Source organism: Vibrio amylolyticus, from assembly GCF_023145695.1.
Lineage (GTDB): Bacteria > Pseudomonadota > Gammaproteobacteria > Enterobacterales > Vibrionaceae > Vibrio > Vibrio amylolyticus.
The window spans coordinates 223,898-240,170 of record NZ_JAJHVV010000007.1 but is presented as its reverse complement, the minus strand read 5'-3'; the positions used below and the strand labels follow the sequence as shown (position 1 = coordinate 240,170).

Sequence of the window (16,273 nt, the reverse complement as noted above, 5' to 3'; positions counted from 1 at the left end):
AACCTAAAAAGCTCCCATAAAAATATCCTACAAACTAGGATTAATTTGTAGAATATCGCTCTTAAGTTCATATTATCAGGCGTTATTTTTTTGATTTACATTGTAAATACGCTAGTACCTAAAGTACGTATTAAGGTTTACAGTGTAAATTATAAAATCAACACATTAAGTGGCCTCTTTACACTGTAAATTGGCCTGCAATTCTTCCATATCTTTCATCAAACGAGATTCGGTTTGCTTGCGTCCTGTTGAGTCAATTAGGCATGAACACTCAGCCCAGCTCTTTTGTTGAAGCACTTTTGCAATCAATAACTCGGAAACAGGTGACTTTCGAAAACCTTCAGCATTATCGTTTTCTTGCCGGTCATTCATCAACGAACAAAGAACCAAGCGACGAATGATAAATGCAACACTATCAAAACTCGCGCCACCTATTTGGTACTGCTGCAGCAAGACGCTATCTTGGTCAGATAAAGATTCGACATCAGCTTTCGTTCCTTCAAGGAGAATTCTAAGTACATCAATCTCTACCTCTAACTGGGGATCGGTCATTCGATAATGTAAGTTATCAAAGAACAATTTTTTTGCCCTTTCAAGCCAATTAGCCGTTTTCTCATTAATCATAATGACAGAGTAACACCCACTCGCCTTATCTCTCTGACTGCCTAGCTTAATAGCAACAAACTGATTTTTTCGCCAAAAACGAAGTAGATCACTAGTCGCACCAAAACTGGTCGATAGATAATATTTCGAGTTCAATATCTGTAGTTGGTCCAACATAACCGAGCCTACGTTGGATCCTTGCAGATTAGGGTGAACCGCTATTCGCATGATTCTGAGCCCTGACTCTTTAGCGGCTTCCGAAATACCTAGGTGATTAGCAATGGTGACAGAAACTAGTTGACCACTAGGTCTTCGCTTTCCTTGCTGAGCAAGAGAGGTAAGTTCCTCACTCAGCCCTCCTTCTTCAACGGTGAGTAAGCAACCGACGCAATCACCTTTCCAACGAGTCACATATATACTCGTATTAATGTCGTGTAAGAGGTGAAAGAGATCATTTGGCGAAGTCTGATAATGAGCACTCACCAGAAGGGAAAAACATTGCGTAAACAGCTCTAAATCCGCAACTAATGCAGATTTATCAAGTTTCTCTAGCGTCAGTGAATCACTATTAAAATGTTCAATGCTCTTCACCTCAGCCAATTCTGCATCCAATAAGAATGATTGATTGTGCCACGCTTCTAGTGGATCGTTTTCCGTCCATCGAATAGGTTTGTAGATGTGCACGGAGCGACTACTCGGTCTTTGTTCTTTTAACCAAGGAAGAAACTTAAGACTAAACCCTCTTCCTGAACCTTCATAGCCATGAATCGTGCTGGAAAATACCAATCGGTGATAGTGCTCCACAAGTTCTTTTAGCATAGGGACAGGAATGGCGGCTGACTCATCGACCATGAGAAAGTCACACTCTATATTGCTCCTAATTAATTCATCAGGAGCAACATAACGAAGTGTAGAGGTATGATTAGTGCCTTTAAACGTAAGCGAACTGTTTGTCTCAAGTGCGGTAGATAACGATTCTGTGGCGTGTTTGAAAAGAGGGGAAACTGTCGCGATGGTAGGAGCCGTAATAATTATGTTGATCGCACGCTTTTTCATTAATTCCGCACATGCTAGACCTAATGCTGATGTCTTACCACGGCCACGATCGGCAGTTACTACCAATGGACGCTTCCGATGCCCTTCTACGACACGAACAACCTTATCAATGACTTGTACCTGCTCACTAAAACACGACGCTTGTTGCTGATTGTCTTTTGGCGGTAATGAAGGAAGTGATTCGCCTTGGCCGATATTTATCAGACGGTTCAAACTCTGCTCTAACCATAGTTCATCCAACTCTAGGGCTTCATTTTTTTCATCTTGACTCACTTCCTTAGTTTGAATAATCAAAATGCCACCGCCAACTAGAGTGCCAATTGCTGCACTAAAGCTGTTCGCATCAAAACCATCGCTGAAATCGCATATCAAAACCTGGCACTCTTGACCGAGCCATTGCTTACCTTTTTTAAACGGAAGATGTTTAACGTCGAAGTTTGCTATCCCTCCAAGTTGGAATATGGTTTTGCTATTATGTGCTTCAACAAGTTCCTCGATCGCCTGTTTTTGCCACCCTTCACTCCCTCTCAGAACAACACCGAATCGAGCATGGTTAAACCTTGCAATAGTAAATAGTTGAGAAAGAAAAGTCGTAGTCGCGGACATAGAAAGAGTTTAGGCTGAAAGTGATGTCGTCATATTATCACAGCGTATAAAAAAAGCCGCGATTCGCGGCTTTGTTTAATAATGTGGGCTACCCCAGCTTTTTCTCAATAAAAGAGAGAATCTCATTCATGGTGTCATCATCCACTTTTTTCAGATTCAATGCGAGATTAGCGCCTTTACGACTGTAGGTTGCGCGACCTTTGATAAGGTCAATCTTGTTATTCACGACTTTCTTAGGAGGTGAAAGCTCAACAATCCAGTTTTCAATGGTTTCAGAAACCTCTTTCGTTAATCTCGCCACACCCTGTACGTTACTGCGCTGCCAAACATAACCATCACTCGATTGACACTTTTTTAAAAGTTCAGACTGATGATCCTTTGATAGTTCGTAATATTGCTTATGCAGCTTAACAATGGTTGGGCGACCTAGGTCCCCTACATTTGGATACGCTTGAAGTAATACAAGTGGTAATGTTGCTGCTTTTAATGCTCCACTAACTAGCGCCTCGCTGCACTGGAACATGCGAGCTAGCGCTTTTTGGTCTTCTGCTTCACCACTTTCTAGCTTGGCTTGCATCTCTTTACCTTTCTCGTAAAGAGACAGTGGCTTATGAGCATTTGCTACATCAGAAAGAAATTTAGCGTGTTGCGAATTGATGTCTTGAGCAACGTAAATCAGGAACTCTTTGCCCGCTAAGATACAAGACATACGACGGCGGCTACCATCTAAGACTTCAATTTTGCCATCTTTACCTTCACGACCAACCGCAGGATACTGCTGTCCGCGCTCTTTTAACGTTGTTAGTACGTCAGATAAAGCATGCTCATTTAAGAATGATTGCTCACGCGCGTTGTCTGCAAATACCGTTGTTCGTTTCTCGACTTCATCTGCCGGTATACGAACCAATTCAAATGAAACAAGCTCTTCACCCGCCACCGCTAACTCAATCACTTGAGCCTGCTCCTTCGCTGCAGTTTGTGCTTCTTGCGGTGTTGTTGCTCTGCGTTTATTTGCTTTGCCAAATAATTTCGCATTTAAGTCAGACGTCTTAATAGCCATTTTTTATTACCCCTGATTTAGTGAAGACCAATTACTGTGTAGAACACGCTCTAACTCCAATGCGCCTTTTTGAACCGCATCCTGAGCTGTCGCTAAGGTTTTCTTACCACCTTCAAAGTCCCCTACTGTTAGATCAAATACAGTGCTGTATGTATCTGCACATGTTTCGAATGCACGACTTCTTGGTATTGTTGCCATGGTCACTTGATCACCAAGCAAGTAGTTCATCTCAGTTAATACTGATACTTGTTTTTTGTTATCGTCTTCAAACATAGTTGGCATCAGTCGAACAAATTCAAGCCCTTTCCAATCATCAGGGAACATCTCGTATACAGTTGGTAAGTGTTGGAAGAAGTTCACCGTTGAAGCCCAGTCAAGACGTTTCGCCGCACATGGTATTAATAAAGCATTCGATGCATACATTGCATTCCAAACCAATGGATCAACGTGTGGGCCAGTATCAATCATGATGATATCGAAATCATCAGCAATCTTATCAATTAGCTTCTCTTTGAGTAACTTAACGATATCGAGCGATTGGTTTTTCGATAGATGCTGCCATGCTTCGGCGTTGAACATAGCGTCTTCAGGAAACGCTGATACCGTTTTTAGGTTCGGATATTGCGTTGGCATCATGACATTTTTGTGCAGAAACTCTTTATCAACTTCAACATCATCCGGAACATTATCCAGCATAATATCAACCGCTGAATAGATGTTTTCATGCTCAGAAATGCTAATTTGTGGATTTAAGAATAGACGTAAAGAGCCTTGAGGATCCAAATCAATAAGGCAAATTCGGTATCTTTTATCCAGGTTCAGCGCTAGACATGCAGCCAAGTGAACCGCAGTCATTGATTTTCCAGTACCACCCTTTTGGTTCTGAACATTGATGATCCACGGCTTGTTCTCACCATTTTTTTTACGTTGATGGAATTTAGCAACGCCTGCTGCATCCATCAACATGTGAGCTTCTTGCAATGAAATCGAGTAATGATTAGCGTTATTTTTGGTGAACTGGTGCCCTGCAGATTCTAATTTGTTTATCGCTTCATCAAGCTTTCTTCGTGTTAAACCAGAGCGAGTTTCCATTAAGGCCTTCGACATTGCCGGAAAATGTTCTTCACTTCTTTCTTCTAACACTATCTCAATACGGTCAGCTTGTACTTGCTGAGTTTGTTCAGCGAGCTGGTAGAGATTTTCTATGGTTTGTTCTCTTTTCATTGCTAAATTCCGTTATCAGTTATCTAATTACCGAGTGTACAGCATTGCATGGAAAACTCAAGTAAAAGGTGAACATTCACTTAAACATAACAATCACATTAATAAGAACACTATTGATGTAATTATTGATATTATCCATTTTTGTTTAAAAAAGAGGCGTTTTTTATGTATAACTTGATAGGTAAACTTCCTAACTTTTAAAGTGTTACCACGTCACCAATTTACAATGTAAAATTAATATTTTGTTACTTATCTTCACTAACGTAATTTTATTCAACGTAATTTTTTCTCGGAACGATTATAAACATTGCTTGAATTACGGTCAGTGTCATTTCAATTATGCGAGTGAGTCGGATATTCTGAATTACATGTCAGCAATCGCGCTCTAAGCGGGTTGCACTTAATCGAACAGCTAACAATCTGACAAAGGAGCGTTCCGGAAGAATGATCAAGATGTTAGCCGTGATCATTCTTCCGACTCAAAAAGTCCTTTACGGAAAGATGATCAAGATAAATTGATGTCTTCATAAGGGAAAGCTTTGATCGAAAAGAACGATCAATAAACGGAACGATGATCAAGTAGGTTAGCTTCTCGGAAGCATGTAAATATGTGGCTATTTTACGGAGGAATGTAGATGGAGTAACGGCTAAAGCCCAATTGTGGCCTGTATTTAGAAAATACGCATGATTAACACCGAACAATTTATTATTTCTAATTTCTCATGATCATGCTTTCGAATTAAGCTGTAGCGTACTGTAGAAGGGTAGGTTTGCGAGTAATGTGTCGTTGAACTAAGCCAAGTACAAATAATCACCAAATATAGAACCAAAATGGTCTTTCTTGATCATGCTTCCTAGGTAATTACCGCTCTTTTTATTCTGGTTTGAGTTATTAAAGAAAAGATTCAGTGACGATTGCCATTCTGCTTGTGGATAAGATGTTGAAACTTGATGATCATGCTTTCTAGGTTACGTTGATCATCTGTCCTTAATTGTATTGATCATGCTTTAGCGATAGATTGATCATGCTTTCATAGTTTGTATGATCATCGTTTCGCTATTGTTATGATCATGCTTTCAGCGCTGTTTTTTTTATTTCCTTTTAATACAGCAAGTTAAAAGCAAAACTCTCCCCGGATCATTAGATCATATAATCAATATAGATCATATTAATCAAAGAGATCAGTTATTTAAAAGCAGTAAATTTTTCTTTATTTATGATCTTTTTTTCTTTATTCTTTTGGAACTATAGCAATATTACGGTCAATGTGATCCGGATCTAATAATGAGTTCAGAAGAAAAACTACTGATTAAGGCGCCTCGCAACCACAAGGGCGGACACCTTTTTGAAGTTTCAGAAACAGCGGTAAGCTGGGTAGAACAATACCAACATTTTAAAGGTGTAACGAAAAGCATTGTAGAACTTCTGAACCTAATTTCATTGCAAGGGTTCCGCAGTAAAGATGGTTTTGTTTCAACAACAGAGCTGATTGAAGCGACAGATGGCCAGATAACTCGAGCGGCGATACAGCAAAGACTTCGCGCCGCCGTTAATATTGGATTATTTAAACAAATCCCAGTTCGCTTTGAAGAAGGCCTTGCTGGTAAAACCATGCTTCACCAATTTGTGAATCCTAATTTATTGATCTCTGTTTTAGGTTCCACCAGCTTAGTCACTGAGTCAGTTAAGCAAAATGAAAAACAAAAACGTTCTAAAGCATTAGCGCAAACTCAGGTAAACAAACGATTACTTAATGAGCATGGATTAAACATTCCCCCTTCAATGAAAGATGAAGCAGATCAATTTATCGTTTCACCGACGAATTGGGCAGGGATCATTGATCAAGCTTTAGCACCACCCAGAACCCGAAAAAACTACCAAAAATCAATGGTTTCCATCTCAGGAACTCGAGCTGTTATTGAAACAAGATCATCTAAAAATATTATGACCGTCGATGATCTCATGACTCTGTTCGCGCTATTCACACTGACAGTCCAATATCATGATCATCATCGTGAAGATTATCAATTGGAAGCTGAGCAAGCGCCGAATAAAACGCCGCTCTACATAACCGACATACTCTCACTACGCGGTAAGAAAGACAGTGGCCCTGCACGTGACTCCATCCGTGACAGCATCGATAGAATTGAGTTTACCGATTTCCAATTGCATGAGCTTACGGGCAGATGGCTTAGTGAGAACATGCCAGAAGGCTTTAAGAGCGATCGTTTTCGATTTTTGGCCCGTACTATCACTGCATCTGAAGAAGCCCCTACAGAGAACGCTGACGGCGAAATACGCATTAAGCCTAATTTATACATTCTGGTCTGGGAGCCATCGTTCTACGAAGAGCTGATGACCCGTGATTATTTCTTCCTATTTCCGCCTGAAATTCTAAAACAGCACACGCTCGTCTTCCAGCTCTACTCCTATTTCCGTACTCGCATGTCTAGACGACACACGGATGTCATGCTGTTAACAGAGCTAAATCAAAAGCTTGCTCGTAATATTGATTGGCGACGATTTTCTATGGATCTGATCAGGGAGTTGAAAAAGCTGTCTGAAGGAAAAGGGGATGATGATCTTTTTGTCGTGAACCTCTGGGGTTATCACCTGACGATCACATCAATGATCGAGAAAGGAAAGATCACCGATTATGAGGTTGATATTAAATGTGATGCCGAAGAAGTCTTACGCTACTCACGAGCTAGAACGACCAATGCTGGTAAGCGGAATATGGCGCCAACCCTACCGAACCCACTCAGAAATGAGATGGTATCTAAGCAAAAACTGGAAGAGCTATCAGAGATCATCGATGGGGAGTTTGAACCGATTCAGCGCAAAGCCCCTTCGCCACGAGGCCGTTTAGGGCGTCGAGTGAAGCTGAGAAAACACCTCGTTGAGATCAACGCAGATGAAATCACGATAACGCTCTCTAAATATACCTCTGGTGAGGCTCTAGAACGCAGTATAACGGCTTTAGCTGCTATGACTGGGCATTCCCACTCTTCAATTGAAGAAGAGTGTACAGAGCTTCTAGATAAGCTTGACTGGCTTCGCGTCGGTGATACGCCACTGCCTTATGAAACGTTAAGTAAGCTTGTCGAGCTGTACAATCAACAACGTGAGAACAAACACCTTTCAATTGAAAGACTTATTTCTGGCCTCGCGGTGAGACGTAAAGTGTGTAAGCAGGTCTTTGAAGGGCACTTAGATGAAACGGTATTTCGAGCGTTAGATGAGGTTGCGGTATAGCACTAATCGACATCGGTGACTTGCATTCTGTTACGCTTAGTCATTGTTCGAAACGCTTTACGATAGTGGGCGGTAATTTAGACAATATTAAGACACTGGGCTGACAATGCACTGACATTGGTGTCTATTCCGACGACTATTATTTATCTCGAATAGACAACCTTTTGTCCCTTCTAATTGAATTAATAGATTGGCTCATATTGTTACATTCATTCTGAATTGTTTTGCGAGTTCTTAAGGACTCGCATTTTTTTTGCTTAAAATTCAATGATCTTAATTAGAATACGAAAGCATGATCAAGGTAATTCCATGATCATGCTTTCAGTCATTAAAGTAAAATAGTGGTGATCAAAGGTTATTGACCGCTGGTATGATCAATGGAAAACCTGAACACGTTGGTCTCCATGATCATCGTTCCGCAAGTTGTCATGATCGTTCGCGGCCATAAAGTGAATGTGAGCTTCGATCAGCTCCTGTGATTGCTGCAACCACTTGTCTTGGCTGTGCTGATTACAAAACTCCAGTAATAATACGACTAAGTGTTGTATTCGCTTCATCGACCAATCTTTAAGTTCAAATTCTGACATTGGGTTACACGCTACCTTTTGAAGCTTACTGTAGGCTAGTTGCAGGTATTGAAAGGCTTTATCTGACGCATCAAAACGATTTTTTTCAAACACCCGCAAACAAGCGTCTAACCAACAAGCGATGGCTTTACTTTGCATATCAGTGATAGTTGGGCCCCACACTTGATTTGGTGCCGCAATGATCAATGGCTCAAGTAATTCTACTTGATCATGCTTCCGGCTTTGGTACCAAGACTCCATTTGTATTACCCAACTATCGAGTTCATTCATGCTGCACTGTCCCATTGTTTTACAAAGTGGTTGTGACCAACTTGCTCTGTTTCAGTCTGAATCGTACTGCAACGTTGGCGGATTAGATCGGCATCATTAGAGTAGTTTGGTTCACTTTGAACTAATTTACCAAATGGCAGATCAGGATCAGGTACTGCTGAGATCAAAAGCTTGGTGTAAGGGTGTTGAGGGTTGCTGAGGATCGATTGAGTATCGCCCCATTCAACGATCTGCCCTTTGTACATGACCGCGGTTTCTTCAGCGATGTAGTGCGCTGTGGCAAGATCGTGAGTGATGTATAGAAATCCGATGCCCAGGTCTTTTTTCATTCTCTGCATAAGATTAAGTACTCCAAGACGGATGGATACATCCAGCATGGACGTGGGCTCGTCAGCCAAAATGACCTGTGCGCCAACGGCAAGGGCCCGAGCAAGATTCACGCGTTGTCGCTGTCCACCACTTAACTCATGTGGGAACTTCTTTAACGTATCGGGTGCAAGCTCAACCATATTCAGCAGTTCCGCAAGGCGTTTAGGCAACTCACTGGCATGCTTAATCTGTTTATGAATTTTAAGTGGTCGCGTTAAATGATGCTCGATGGTGTGTGTTGGGTTTAATGAACCAAACGGGTCTTGAAAAACCATTTGTACTTTACCGCGATACTCTAAAATCTCTTTGCGTGAAGTGATCTCATTAATGTTACGCCCATTGAAGAGAATTTCCCCTTCTGTTGCAGGGTAAACCTTTGTCATTAAGCGAGCACAGGTACTCTTTCCACAACCTGATTCACCCACGAGCGCAAGCGTTTTGCCCGCGTGTATATCAAAACTGATGCCTTGCAGCGCACGAAAGTTCTCTGGTTTGCCAAACCCACCACCAACGGTAAAGTCTTTAATCACATTGTTCACTTGTAGAATTGGGCTGCTCATAGTGATGATCCTTGTTGTAGATGTGGTGTCGCTGATGCTGCTAGATGTGACGAGACTTCCTCGGAGGCTGTTAGAGAAGCTTTAGAAGAGCCTTCATGTATGTTGGGGAAAGATGCCCATAACTTCTTGGTGTAAGCGTGTTGAGGGTCATTACGGATAGCATTAGAGGTGTTCACCTCAACAATTTCACCATTTCGCATGATCGCAATGCGGTGGCACAGCTGACTCATCAAAGCCAAATCGTGGGTGATAAATAGGATTGAGAAACCAAACTCTTCGCGAAGCTGGTAGATTTGCTGCAATATTTCTCGTTGGACAACCACATCAAGCGCGGTTGTCGGTTCATCCATGATGATGAGTTTGGGGCTGAGTGATAATGCGATGGCAATGACAAGGCGTTGTCGCATGCCACCACTAAATTGGTGAGGGTATTCACTTAATCGTTCACGTGGAATATTCACCAAATCAAGCAGCTTTTCTGCTCTATCTTGGGCTTGCTCATCGCTCATGCCTTCATGGTGGCGTAGAACGTCGCAAAATTGTTCTTTGATGGTTAATACCGGGTTGAGTGAGTTCATGGCACTTTGGAATACCATGGCGATCTCACTCCAGCGAAGTGCATTGAGTTCGTTGTCAGGCAATTTTAATAGGTTTAGCCCTTTAAACATAATCGAACCACCAGAGATGAAAGCGGGCGGCTTGTGTAAGCGATTTAGTGCAAATGCGATGGTACTTTTACCGCATCCTGATTCACCCGCGAGCCCAAATATTTCCCCTTTCCCGATATCGAAACTGACGGATTTGACGGCGTTGAAGTCACCGTTATCCGTGATGTAATCCACACAAAGCTCACGAACACTCACGATTGGATCTGGGTGAAACGCGTCATTTAGCAGAGCATTATCCATAATAAGTCCATATGTTAATTTAAGTAATGATAACTATTATCATTAACATTTAAGGCGTAAGGAAGTGCTCAAAGGGCGTAAAATAGTGAAGTGGCTCGAAGAAATACAAAGCCTATCACGCTTGATTTCGGTTGGATTGCGTTTTTCTAACTGGAAAGTCAGGAGTGAAGGAAGGGAAAAGTGGGAGCCAGATCAAGTCAGGTTTGAAAAGGGTAATTCCTTAAAAGTACGACTACAATGATAAGGGTGCAAAGGTTAAATGAGCGAAATATTAATTAGATTTCAGATTCATTATCTTTATCACATTCTGGGTCTAAAATTCTTAACAAGCTGAATTCCGTTTGCTACAGATTACGTGTCCAAACATGGTTTTTTCGGAGGTAATATGTCCATCAATTCTATCGACCATGATGATATGACCAACATTGCAAATAAGTGGGATCTCGAGGACGAAGAGGTCAATACACAACAGCCGGTTAGAAAAGTTAAATCTGCCGAAGCTCGCCGTCGCATTGAAGCATTACGAGAGATTCGAGAGAGTGGGTTAACCATTGAAGAGGCGCGAGAGTTAGGCATTTTGCACTAACCGTGTTTTCTACTAGCTAAATTGCAATTCACAGCAAGGGTGGCTTTTATGTCACCCTTATTATTTTGTAAGATAAATTGATCTGAATCGGGACAAAAGCCCCACTCATCCTTTTCCCTGTGTTATATTTCCTGCCCACGTACAGACTAATACAAACCGCCATGACAATTAATCTTTCAAAGCTACCTGCTGACGAAAAGAACAAGATCGAACTTGATAAACAAGCCTCGTTTCTCGTTTGGAAACTCAGAGAGGCAAAAGCTATTCCGAGCGAAATTATTGAACAGAAAAATAAGATAGCTGATGAGCAAGAGAGAGAGTGGTTTGAACAGTCAGTAGCAAAGTACAAAAGAGTAATGGGTGTGATGTAACATCACCTTATCTCGTCTTTACTGAGCTAAAAATTGAAAAGGTTTGGCTTTTTGCTAAAATCCTTCGCATTAAATTGAATTAGAGAGAAGATCCCGATGGGAAGAAGTTTTGAAGTGCGCAAAGCCTCAATGGCGAAAACTGCAGGCGCAAAAATTAAAGTTTATTCTAAATACGGTAAAGAGATTTACATGTGTGCGAAGAACGGAAGTTCTGATCCAGATATGAATCTACCTCTTAAGCACCTGATTGCTAAAGCGAAGAAAGATCAAGTACCGGCTCACGTTATCGATAAAGCGATTGATAAAGCTAACGGTGGTGGCGGTGAAGACTACGCACCAGCGCGTTACGAAGGTTTTGGCCCTGGTGGCACTAGTGTGATTGTTGACTGTTTAACAGATAACGGCAATCGTACTTTCCAAGATGTACGTCAATGCTTTGTGAAAACAGGCGCGAAAATTGGTGTTGAAGGCACGGTTTCACACATGTTCGCTCATCAAGCTGTATTCCAGTTCAAAGGCGATGATGATGAAATCATTCTAGAAACGCTAATGATGGATGATGTGGATGTAACAGACGTTGAAGTAGAAGACGGCGTAGTGACGGTATTTGCACCGCATACTGAATTCTTCAAAACGAAGACGGCTCTAAACTCTGCATTCCCAGACCTTACGTTAGACGTTGAAGAAATCACTTTTGTTCCTCAAACGCACACGCCAGTTGCTGAAGAAGATGCTGAGAAATTCCAAAAGTTCTTAGACATGCTTGATGACTGTGATGATGTTCAGCAGGTTTACCACAACGCTGAACTGTAAATCTCGTTAATCGTAGATTTTAAAAACCGAGCCATTGGCTCGGTTTTTTTATATTGACAGTTTTTGTTCTAAATACAAAAACTACATCCTTGATCATTCTTCCGTTGATTGTATCGCGCAGCAGATGGTCGGCGCGCCAACAGACAGTGTATTTAAAGGCGCGGTGTTGACGTCTTTCAATTCTAGTGGCGTCTTTGTTCTTGGTTTCCCTACCCAAATAGAGAATTTTTTGACCAGAGGAAGAACCGTAAAGCCCAGAACCAGTGCTATTGGGAAAGAGAGCGTGAAACTTTGTAGCCAAACGGGTGGCCAATCAGTACTAAATCCCATTTTAAAGCCTGAAATTACTCCCGACATAATGGACGCCATCACTAAGCAAGATAAAACCGTATTTAGCCTAACCTGTGTTTTATTCATAATTTTCTCTCGTTATCTCGCGAAGTTTGTCGTTGAACTTTGATAGAAAAAGTTTATAACTATCCATATATGAAATAAACAAGAGGATATAGAAGTATGGATTCCATATTTGGAAACGTAGATGATCTGTTCCTATTTTGCGCTGTTGTGGAAGAAGGCTCGTTACTTTCCGCATCTAAAAAGTTGAAGCTGCCCGTATCGACGATGTCGCGCCGATTAACCGCGTTAGAGGCTCGGCTGAATGTACGCTTGTTAGAAAAGCAGGGAAGGGAGCTGGTGCCCACAGAGGCGGGAGAAGAAGCATTCAAAGCGTTAAGCAGCGGCATGGAGTCAATTCAATCGGCATTCACCGGTATGCTAACCGACAGAGAAGCGATACAAGGCCGCATTAAACTCGCTATTCCACATAACTTCTATTCAGGCTTTGTTCGAGCCATCATTGAAACCTTTTTGACCCAGTACCCTAAAGTTCAACTGGATTTAGTTTTAAGCCAAGAGCAGGCAGTACCGCAAACTGATCGTGATCTGTTAATGACGTTTGAGCTCTCTTCTATGGATGAGATGGTAGCGAGGCCTTTGTTTAAAGCCAAACATGGATTCTTTGCTAGCCCTGAGTACCTTGAAAGCCACCCTGCAATTTCAACGCCTGCTGATTTAGATCAGCACGAATGGATTACTGTTGATCATCAACTGCAATTACCCGTGTACAAAGGGGATGAATTGATTCAGATGATCACGATTAAACCCAAACTGACGGTGAATGATATTCATGCTGTCGTGCAAGCGACAGAGCAGGGAATTGGCGTCGCGTCTTTACCTTTTCGACACATTTCACCCAACATGAATCTTATTCAACTGCTGCCTGAGTATCATCGTAGTGACCGACAAGCATATTTAGTGTACAAAGAGAGAAAATATCAGCCAAAGGCATTGACGTTACTGATCGAAGCATTGATTGAAGGGGTTCAATTGGCGCAAAAATCAGTTCCCGTCGAATAAAGGAGAAGATAATGAAAGTGAGTTTTATAGGGCTAGGCGTGATGGGCTTCCCAATGGCTGGGCACCTGAAAAATGCCGGTTTCGATGTGTCTGTTTTTAATCGCACTCATACAAAAGCGTTAGCTTGGGCTGAAAAGTATCAAGGTAATGCGGCTGAAACGGTGGAAGAGTGTGTTGCAGGCGCTGATGTTGTGCTCGTTTGTGTCGGTAATGATGATGATGTTCGTAGCATGACCACCAGCGAAACGGGTGCTATAGCCTTTATGAAGCCTGGTGCAATTTTGGTTGATCATACGACAACGTCCGCTTTGCTCTCTGAAGAGCTTGAAAAGGCATCAAAAGAGGTAGATATTAAGTTTATGGATGCACCTGTCTCAGGTGGTCAAGCGGGCGCAGAAAATGGTGTATTAACCATAATGTGTGGTGGTGAACAGGCTATCTTTGATTCTTTACAACCCGTCTTTGAAGCGTATGGCAAATCGTCTGTGTTAATGGGCAAGGTAGGCCAAGGCCAACGCGCAAAAATGGTCAATCAGATCTGTATTACCGGTATTTTGACCGGGCTTTCTGAAGGTCTTGTTCTTGCGGAAAAATCGGGTCTTGATATCCAAACCTTGGTTGATTGTTTGAAAAATGGTGCCGCAGGTTCATGGCAGATGGAAAACCGCGCTGTGACCATGGCGCAAGATAAGTTTGATTTTGGCTTTGCTATCGATTGGATGATCAAAGATTTAGGTTTCTGTCTTGATGAAGCGAAGCGCCAAGGTGTTTCTTTGCCGTTAACAGAAGCAACCAATGAGCACTACAAAGCGTTGAGCGAAGCTGGGGATAATCGAATGGATACTTCAGTATTGATGCGTGCAATCAAGGCTCAGGCTGAAAAGTAATCGACTGAACGTTTTCATTCAATTCCAATAAGTCAGCCATTGAAGTGGCTGACTTATTTTTTAACCCTTCCACTTCTTTTCGTTTTATTTGAGAATCTGTTGGATTGTCTGCTCTGCGTTTTGATAATCAATCGGCAGTTCAATGGTTTTGCCCTCTTTCTCAACAAACAGTGATGGGAAGCTATTGCCCCCAATAGAGCGAGCAAAACGAAGTTCACTTAACAACGCTTGCTGTTTTTTTTCCGATATTAACGCCTGATTAAACGCTTCTTGATTAAGCCCTATCTCATGCGCCAACTCTTCTAAAACGTCGTTATCGCTTGGGTTTTGTGCATTAAGATAGTAAGCATGTTGAATGGCGGTCAGCATGTCTAGCTCTTTACCTTGTTCCCGCGCGGCAAGTAGTGCACGACAAGCAGGGTAGGTTGATCGGCGAGGCGTATTCTTGCTCCAAAATTCGTAGTTAAACTGTGTACCTAAATAGTTTTCAATCTTCTTCCAATAGGACGCGATCTGTTGCTGCATCTCTTCAGGCATAGGGACATCACTGTCTGGTGCTAAGCCGCCCAGTACGTAAATGATATCGACATGATCTCTGACTTGAGTTTCAATGTTCTGCCATGTTGGTTTGTAGCCCCAACACCAAGAACACATAGGGTCATAGACATAATAGAGTTTCGGTTTGCTAGTTGTTGGCATTGTGGTCTCGTATCCGGTGTGTTATCAGACTTTACACTGTAAATATAAAGAATGGCTTTTAGTGTTCGTGTAGGCAATTCCAACAAAGCTCAAATGACGGTTCATTGATTTCTGAGCAGTTTTCGCATGTCCATGTTGTTGATGATTTTGGTTGGGTCATTAATTCAATGGCATTTGCAGCCTTATCATAATCACAATCGTTAACGACCCACAATTCAGGCCAACAATCAAAAGCCGATATCTCTCCAATGGCGCCTGTCGCAAACTCATTTTTGACGAAGGTTTCAATGCCTAAACCATCAATAATGTTCTTGGCATTAATGATGAGAAAATGATTCTCACAACTGTAAATTCGTTTCATCGCATTCCTTAGGGTCATGGAATTTCTCTTCAATTAGATATGACCCGATTTTCCCGATAAAATTTCACTTTTTAAACGCGTTATGCTTTCGAGCCTTCTGGCACAATCATCGGTAAGTCAGTACAACCAAACGCTAAGCCAAACTGGCTTAGCAGGGCAGTCAATTGACCACGATGGTGAGTTTGATGATTGAAAATGTGCTGACAAAACTCGCCAACGTTCTTTTCGATGGTGTTTCCTTCGGTTGTTGTGTAGCGAACGATTTTGGTACACGTTGTGGCATTAAAGCCTTGTGTCATCTCAATATAGATCTGATCCACTTTGGCTCGCAGCGGCAATAATTCATCAAGGTTATTGGTAAACGTATCGTGGATACCAGTGGCGACCGGTAAACTTTTCTGAAGGCTTTCATCAATAGTGACGATTTTATTGGCGCTTAAGCGCTGAAGCATGATCAAGTCACCAAATAGGATATGGTTCCAATGATTCATAACCGAAGGGAAGAATGCGTGAGTATCTTGATGCAACTGTTCGCTGGTCAGCTGTTGGCAAACATCCAAAAGCTGTGCGTTCATTCGCTGGTTGTATCTTGCCAGCATTCTAAAGTTTGAGGCTAAATCCATTTTCCCTCTTTCCTTGTG

16 protein-coding genes are annotated in these 16,273 nt (G+C 41.9%); 6 read left to right on the top strand and 10 right to left on the bottom strand.

What is annotated here, in order from left to right; all coding sequences use genetic code 11:
- Window positions 1-165: 165 nt before the first annotated feature.
- The 3 genes from KP803_RS12915 to KP803_RS12905 form a co-directional block, all read right to left on the bottom strand.
- Complete coding sequence (locus tag KP803_RS12915; protein ID WP_248009247.1) at window positions 166-2,265, bottom strand: tRNA(Met) cytidine acetyltransferase TmcA; 2,100 nt, start codon at window positions 2,263-2,265, stop codon at window positions 166-168.
- Between the two features lie 88 nt (window positions 2,266-2,353).
- Window positions 2,354-3,325: a ParB/RepB/Spo0J family partition protein gene (locus KP803_RS12910; RefSeq protein ID WP_248009246.1), complete on the bottom strand. Its 972-nt coding sequence runs from the start codon at window positions 3,323-3,325 to the stop codon at window positions 2,354-2,356.
- 6 nt (window positions 3,326-3,331) lie between these two features.
- Window positions 3,332-4,549, bottom strand: coding sequence for a ParA family protein (locus tag KP803_RS12905; RefSeq protein ID WP_248009245.1), 1,218 nt, complete (start codon window positions 4,547-4,549; stop codon window positions 3,332-3,334).
- 1,285 nt (window positions 4,550-5,834) lie between these two features.
- On the opposite strand from KP803_RS12905, the gene KP803_RS12900 reads away from it, so the two are divergent.
- Window positions 5,835-7,805 (top strand): replication initiator protein RctB domain-containing protein, encoded by a 1,971-nt coding sequence (locus KP803_RS12900; protein ID WP_248009244.1) that lies wholly within the window; start codon window positions 5,835-5,837, stop codon window positions 7,803-7,805.
- Between the two features lie 374 nt (window positions 7,806-8,179).
- Here the strand turns inward: KP803_RS12900 and KP803_RS12895 are convergent, their stop codons facing one another.
- From KP803_RS12895 to KP803_RS12885, 3 genes are read right to left on the bottom strand one after another with little or no spacing between them, the layout of a single operon-like run.
- Complete coding sequence (locus KP803_RS12895) at window positions 8,180-8,662, bottom strand: transcriptional regulator (protein ID WP_248009243.1); 483 nt, start codon at window positions 8,660-8,662, stop codon at window positions 8,180-8,182.
- Window positions 8,659-9,591 (bottom strand): ABC transporter ATP-binding protein, encoded by a 933-nt coding sequence (locus KP803_RS12890; RefSeq protein WP_248009242.1) that lies wholly within the window; start codon window positions 9,589-9,591, stop codon window positions 8,659-8,661. Before KP803_RS12890 ends, KP803_RS12895 begins: the two co-directional genes overlap by 4 nt.
- On the bottom strand, window positions 9,588-10,499 hold the full coding sequence (locus KP803_RS12885) for an ABC transporter ATP-binding protein (protein WP_248009241.1): 912 nt from the start codon (window positions 10,497-10,499) through the stop codon (window positions 9,588-9,590). Before KP803_RS12885 ends, KP803_RS12890 begins: the two co-directional genes overlap by 4 nt.
- Before the next feature lie 385 nt (window positions 10,500-10,884).
- On the opposite strand from KP803_RS12885, the gene KP803_RS12880 reads away from it, so the two are divergent.
- The 3 genes from KP803_RS12880 (at window position 10,885) to KP803_RS12870 (ending at window position 12,269) form a co-directional block, all read left to right on the top strand.
- Window positions 10,885-11,085, top strand: a complete 201-nt coding sequence (locus tag KP803_RS12880) for a PA3496 family putative envelope integrity protein (protein WP_248009240.1) — start codon at window positions 10,885-10,887, stop codon at window positions 11,083-11,085.
- 161 nt (window positions 11,086-11,246) lie between these two features.
- Window positions 11,247-11,456 carry a DUF3283 family protein gene (locus tag KP803_RS12875; RefSeq protein ID WP_248009239.1) on the top strand — a complete coding sequence of 70 codons (210 nt, stop codon included), beginning with the start codon at window positions 11,247-11,249 and terminating at the stop codon, window positions 11,454-11,456.
- A gap of 96 nt (window positions 11,457-11,552) precedes the next feature.
- Window positions 11,553-12,269: a YebC/PmpR family DNA-binding transcriptional regulator gene (locus tag KP803_RS12870; RefSeq protein WP_248009238.1), complete on the top strand. Its 717-nt coding sequence runs from the start codon at window positions 11,553-11,555 to the stop codon at window positions 12,267-12,269.
- A 93-nt stretch (window positions 12,270-12,362) separates the two neighbouring features.
- Here the strand turns inward: KP803_RS12870 and KP803_RS12865 are convergent, their stop codons facing one another.
- Window positions 12,363-12,686: a DUF2798 domain-containing protein gene (locus KP803_RS12865; RefSeq protein WP_248009237.1), complete on the bottom strand. Its 324-nt coding sequence runs from the start codon at window positions 12,684-12,686 to the stop codon at window positions 12,363-12,365.
- A gap of 96 nt (window positions 12,687-12,782) precedes the next feature.
- On the opposite strand from KP803_RS12865, the gene KP803_RS12860 reads away from it, so the two are divergent.
- Window positions 12,783-13,685: a LysR family transcriptional regulator gene (locus tag KP803_RS12860; RefSeq protein ID WP_248009236.1), complete on the top strand. Its 903-nt coding sequence runs from the start codon at window positions 12,783-12,785 to the stop codon at window positions 13,683-13,685.
- A gap of 11 nt (window positions 13,686-13,696) precedes the next feature.
- A complete protein-coding gene (locus tag KP803_RS12855) occupies window positions 13,697-14,572 on the top strand; it encodes an NAD(P)-dependent oxidoreductase (RefSeq protein WP_248009235.1) in 876 nt (291 codons plus the stop codon).
- 84 nt (window positions 14,573-14,656) lie between these two features.
- On the opposite strand, the gene KP803_RS12850 is transcribed toward KP803_RS12855, so the two are convergent.
- From KP803_RS12850 to KP803_RS12840, 3 genes are all read right to left on the bottom strand, one after another.
- Entirely contained in the window at window positions 14,657-15,271 is a 615-nt protein-coding gene (locus KP803_RS12850) for a DsbA family protein (RefSeq protein ID WP_248009234.1), read from the bottom strand.
- Between the two features lie 58 nt (window positions 15,272-15,329).
- Window positions 15,330-15,632, bottom strand: coding sequence for a putative signal transducing protein (locus KP803_RS12845; protein WP_248009233.1), 303 nt, complete (start codon window positions 15,630-15,632; stop codon window positions 15,330-15,332).
- Window positions 15,633-15,712: 80 nt separating this feature from the next.
- Window positions 15,713-16,255 (bottom strand): DinB family protein, encoded by a 543-nt coding sequence (locus KP803_RS12840; RefSeq protein ID WP_248009232.1) that lies wholly within the window; start codon window positions 16,253-16,255, stop codon window positions 15,713-15,715.
- Window positions 16,256-16,273 lie beyond the last annotated feature (18 nt).

Coding starts and splice junctions, on each gene's coding strand:
- KP803_RS12875 (WP_248009239.1), top strand. CDS start 11,247: ATGACAATTAATCTTTCAAAGCTACCTGCTGACGAAAAGAACAAGATC.
- KP803_RS12850 (WP_248009234.1), bottom strand. CDS start 15,271: ATGCCAACAACTAGCAAACCGAAACTCTATTATGTCTATGACCCTATG.
- KP803_RS12860 (WP_248009236.1), top strand. CDS start 12,783: ATGGATTCCATATTTGGAAACGTAGATGATCTGTTCCTATTTTGCGCT.
- KP803_RS12915 (WP_248009247.1), bottom strand. CDS start 2,265: ATGTCCGCGACTACGACTTTTCTTTCTCAACTATTTACTATTGCAAGG.
- KP803_RS12905 (WP_248009245.1), bottom strand. CDS start 4,549: ATGAAAAGAGAACAAACCATAGAAAATCTCTACCAGCTCGCTGAACAA.
- KP803_RS12900 (WP_248009244.1), top strand. CDS start 5,835: ATGAGTTCAGAAGAAAAACTACTGATTAAGGCGCCTCGCAACCACAAG.
- KP803_RS12880 (WP_248009240.1), top strand. CDS start 10,885: ATGTCCATCAATTCTATCGACCATGATGATATGACCAACATTGCAAAT.
- KP803_RS12885 (WP_248009241.1), bottom strand. CDS start 10,499: ATGGATAATGCTCTGCTAAATGACGCGTTTCACCCAGATCCAATCGTG.
- KP803_RS12840 (WP_248009232.1), bottom strand. CDS start 16,255: ATGGATTTAGCCTCAAACTTTAGAATGCTGGCAAGATACAACCAGCGA.
- KP803_RS12890 (WP_248009242.1), bottom strand. CDS start 9,591: ATGAGCAGCCCAATTCTACAAGTGAACAATGTGATTAAAGACTTTACC.
- KP803_RS12865 (WP_248009237.1), bottom strand. CDS start 12,686: ATGAATAAAACACAGGTTAGGCTAAATACGGTTTTATCTTGCTTAGTG.
- KP803_RS12870 (WP_248009238.1), top strand. CDS start 11,553: ATGGGAAGAAGTTTTGAAGTGCGCAAAGCCTCAATGGCGAAAACTGCA.
- KP803_RS12855 (WP_248009235.1), top strand. CDS start 13,697: ATGAAAGTGAGTTTTATAGGGCTAGGCGTGATGGGCTTCCCAATGGCT.
- KP803_RS12845 (WP_248009233.1), bottom strand. CDS start 15,632: ATGAAACGAATTTACAGTTGTGAGAATCATTTTCTCATCATTAATGCC.
- KP803_RS12910 (WP_248009246.1), bottom strand. CDS start 3,325: ATGGCTATTAAGACGTCTGACTTAAATGCGAAATTATTTGGCAAAGCA.
- KP803_RS12895 (WP_248009243.1), bottom strand. CDS start 8,662: ATGAATGAACTCGATAGTTGGGTAATACAAATGGAGTCTTGGTACCAA.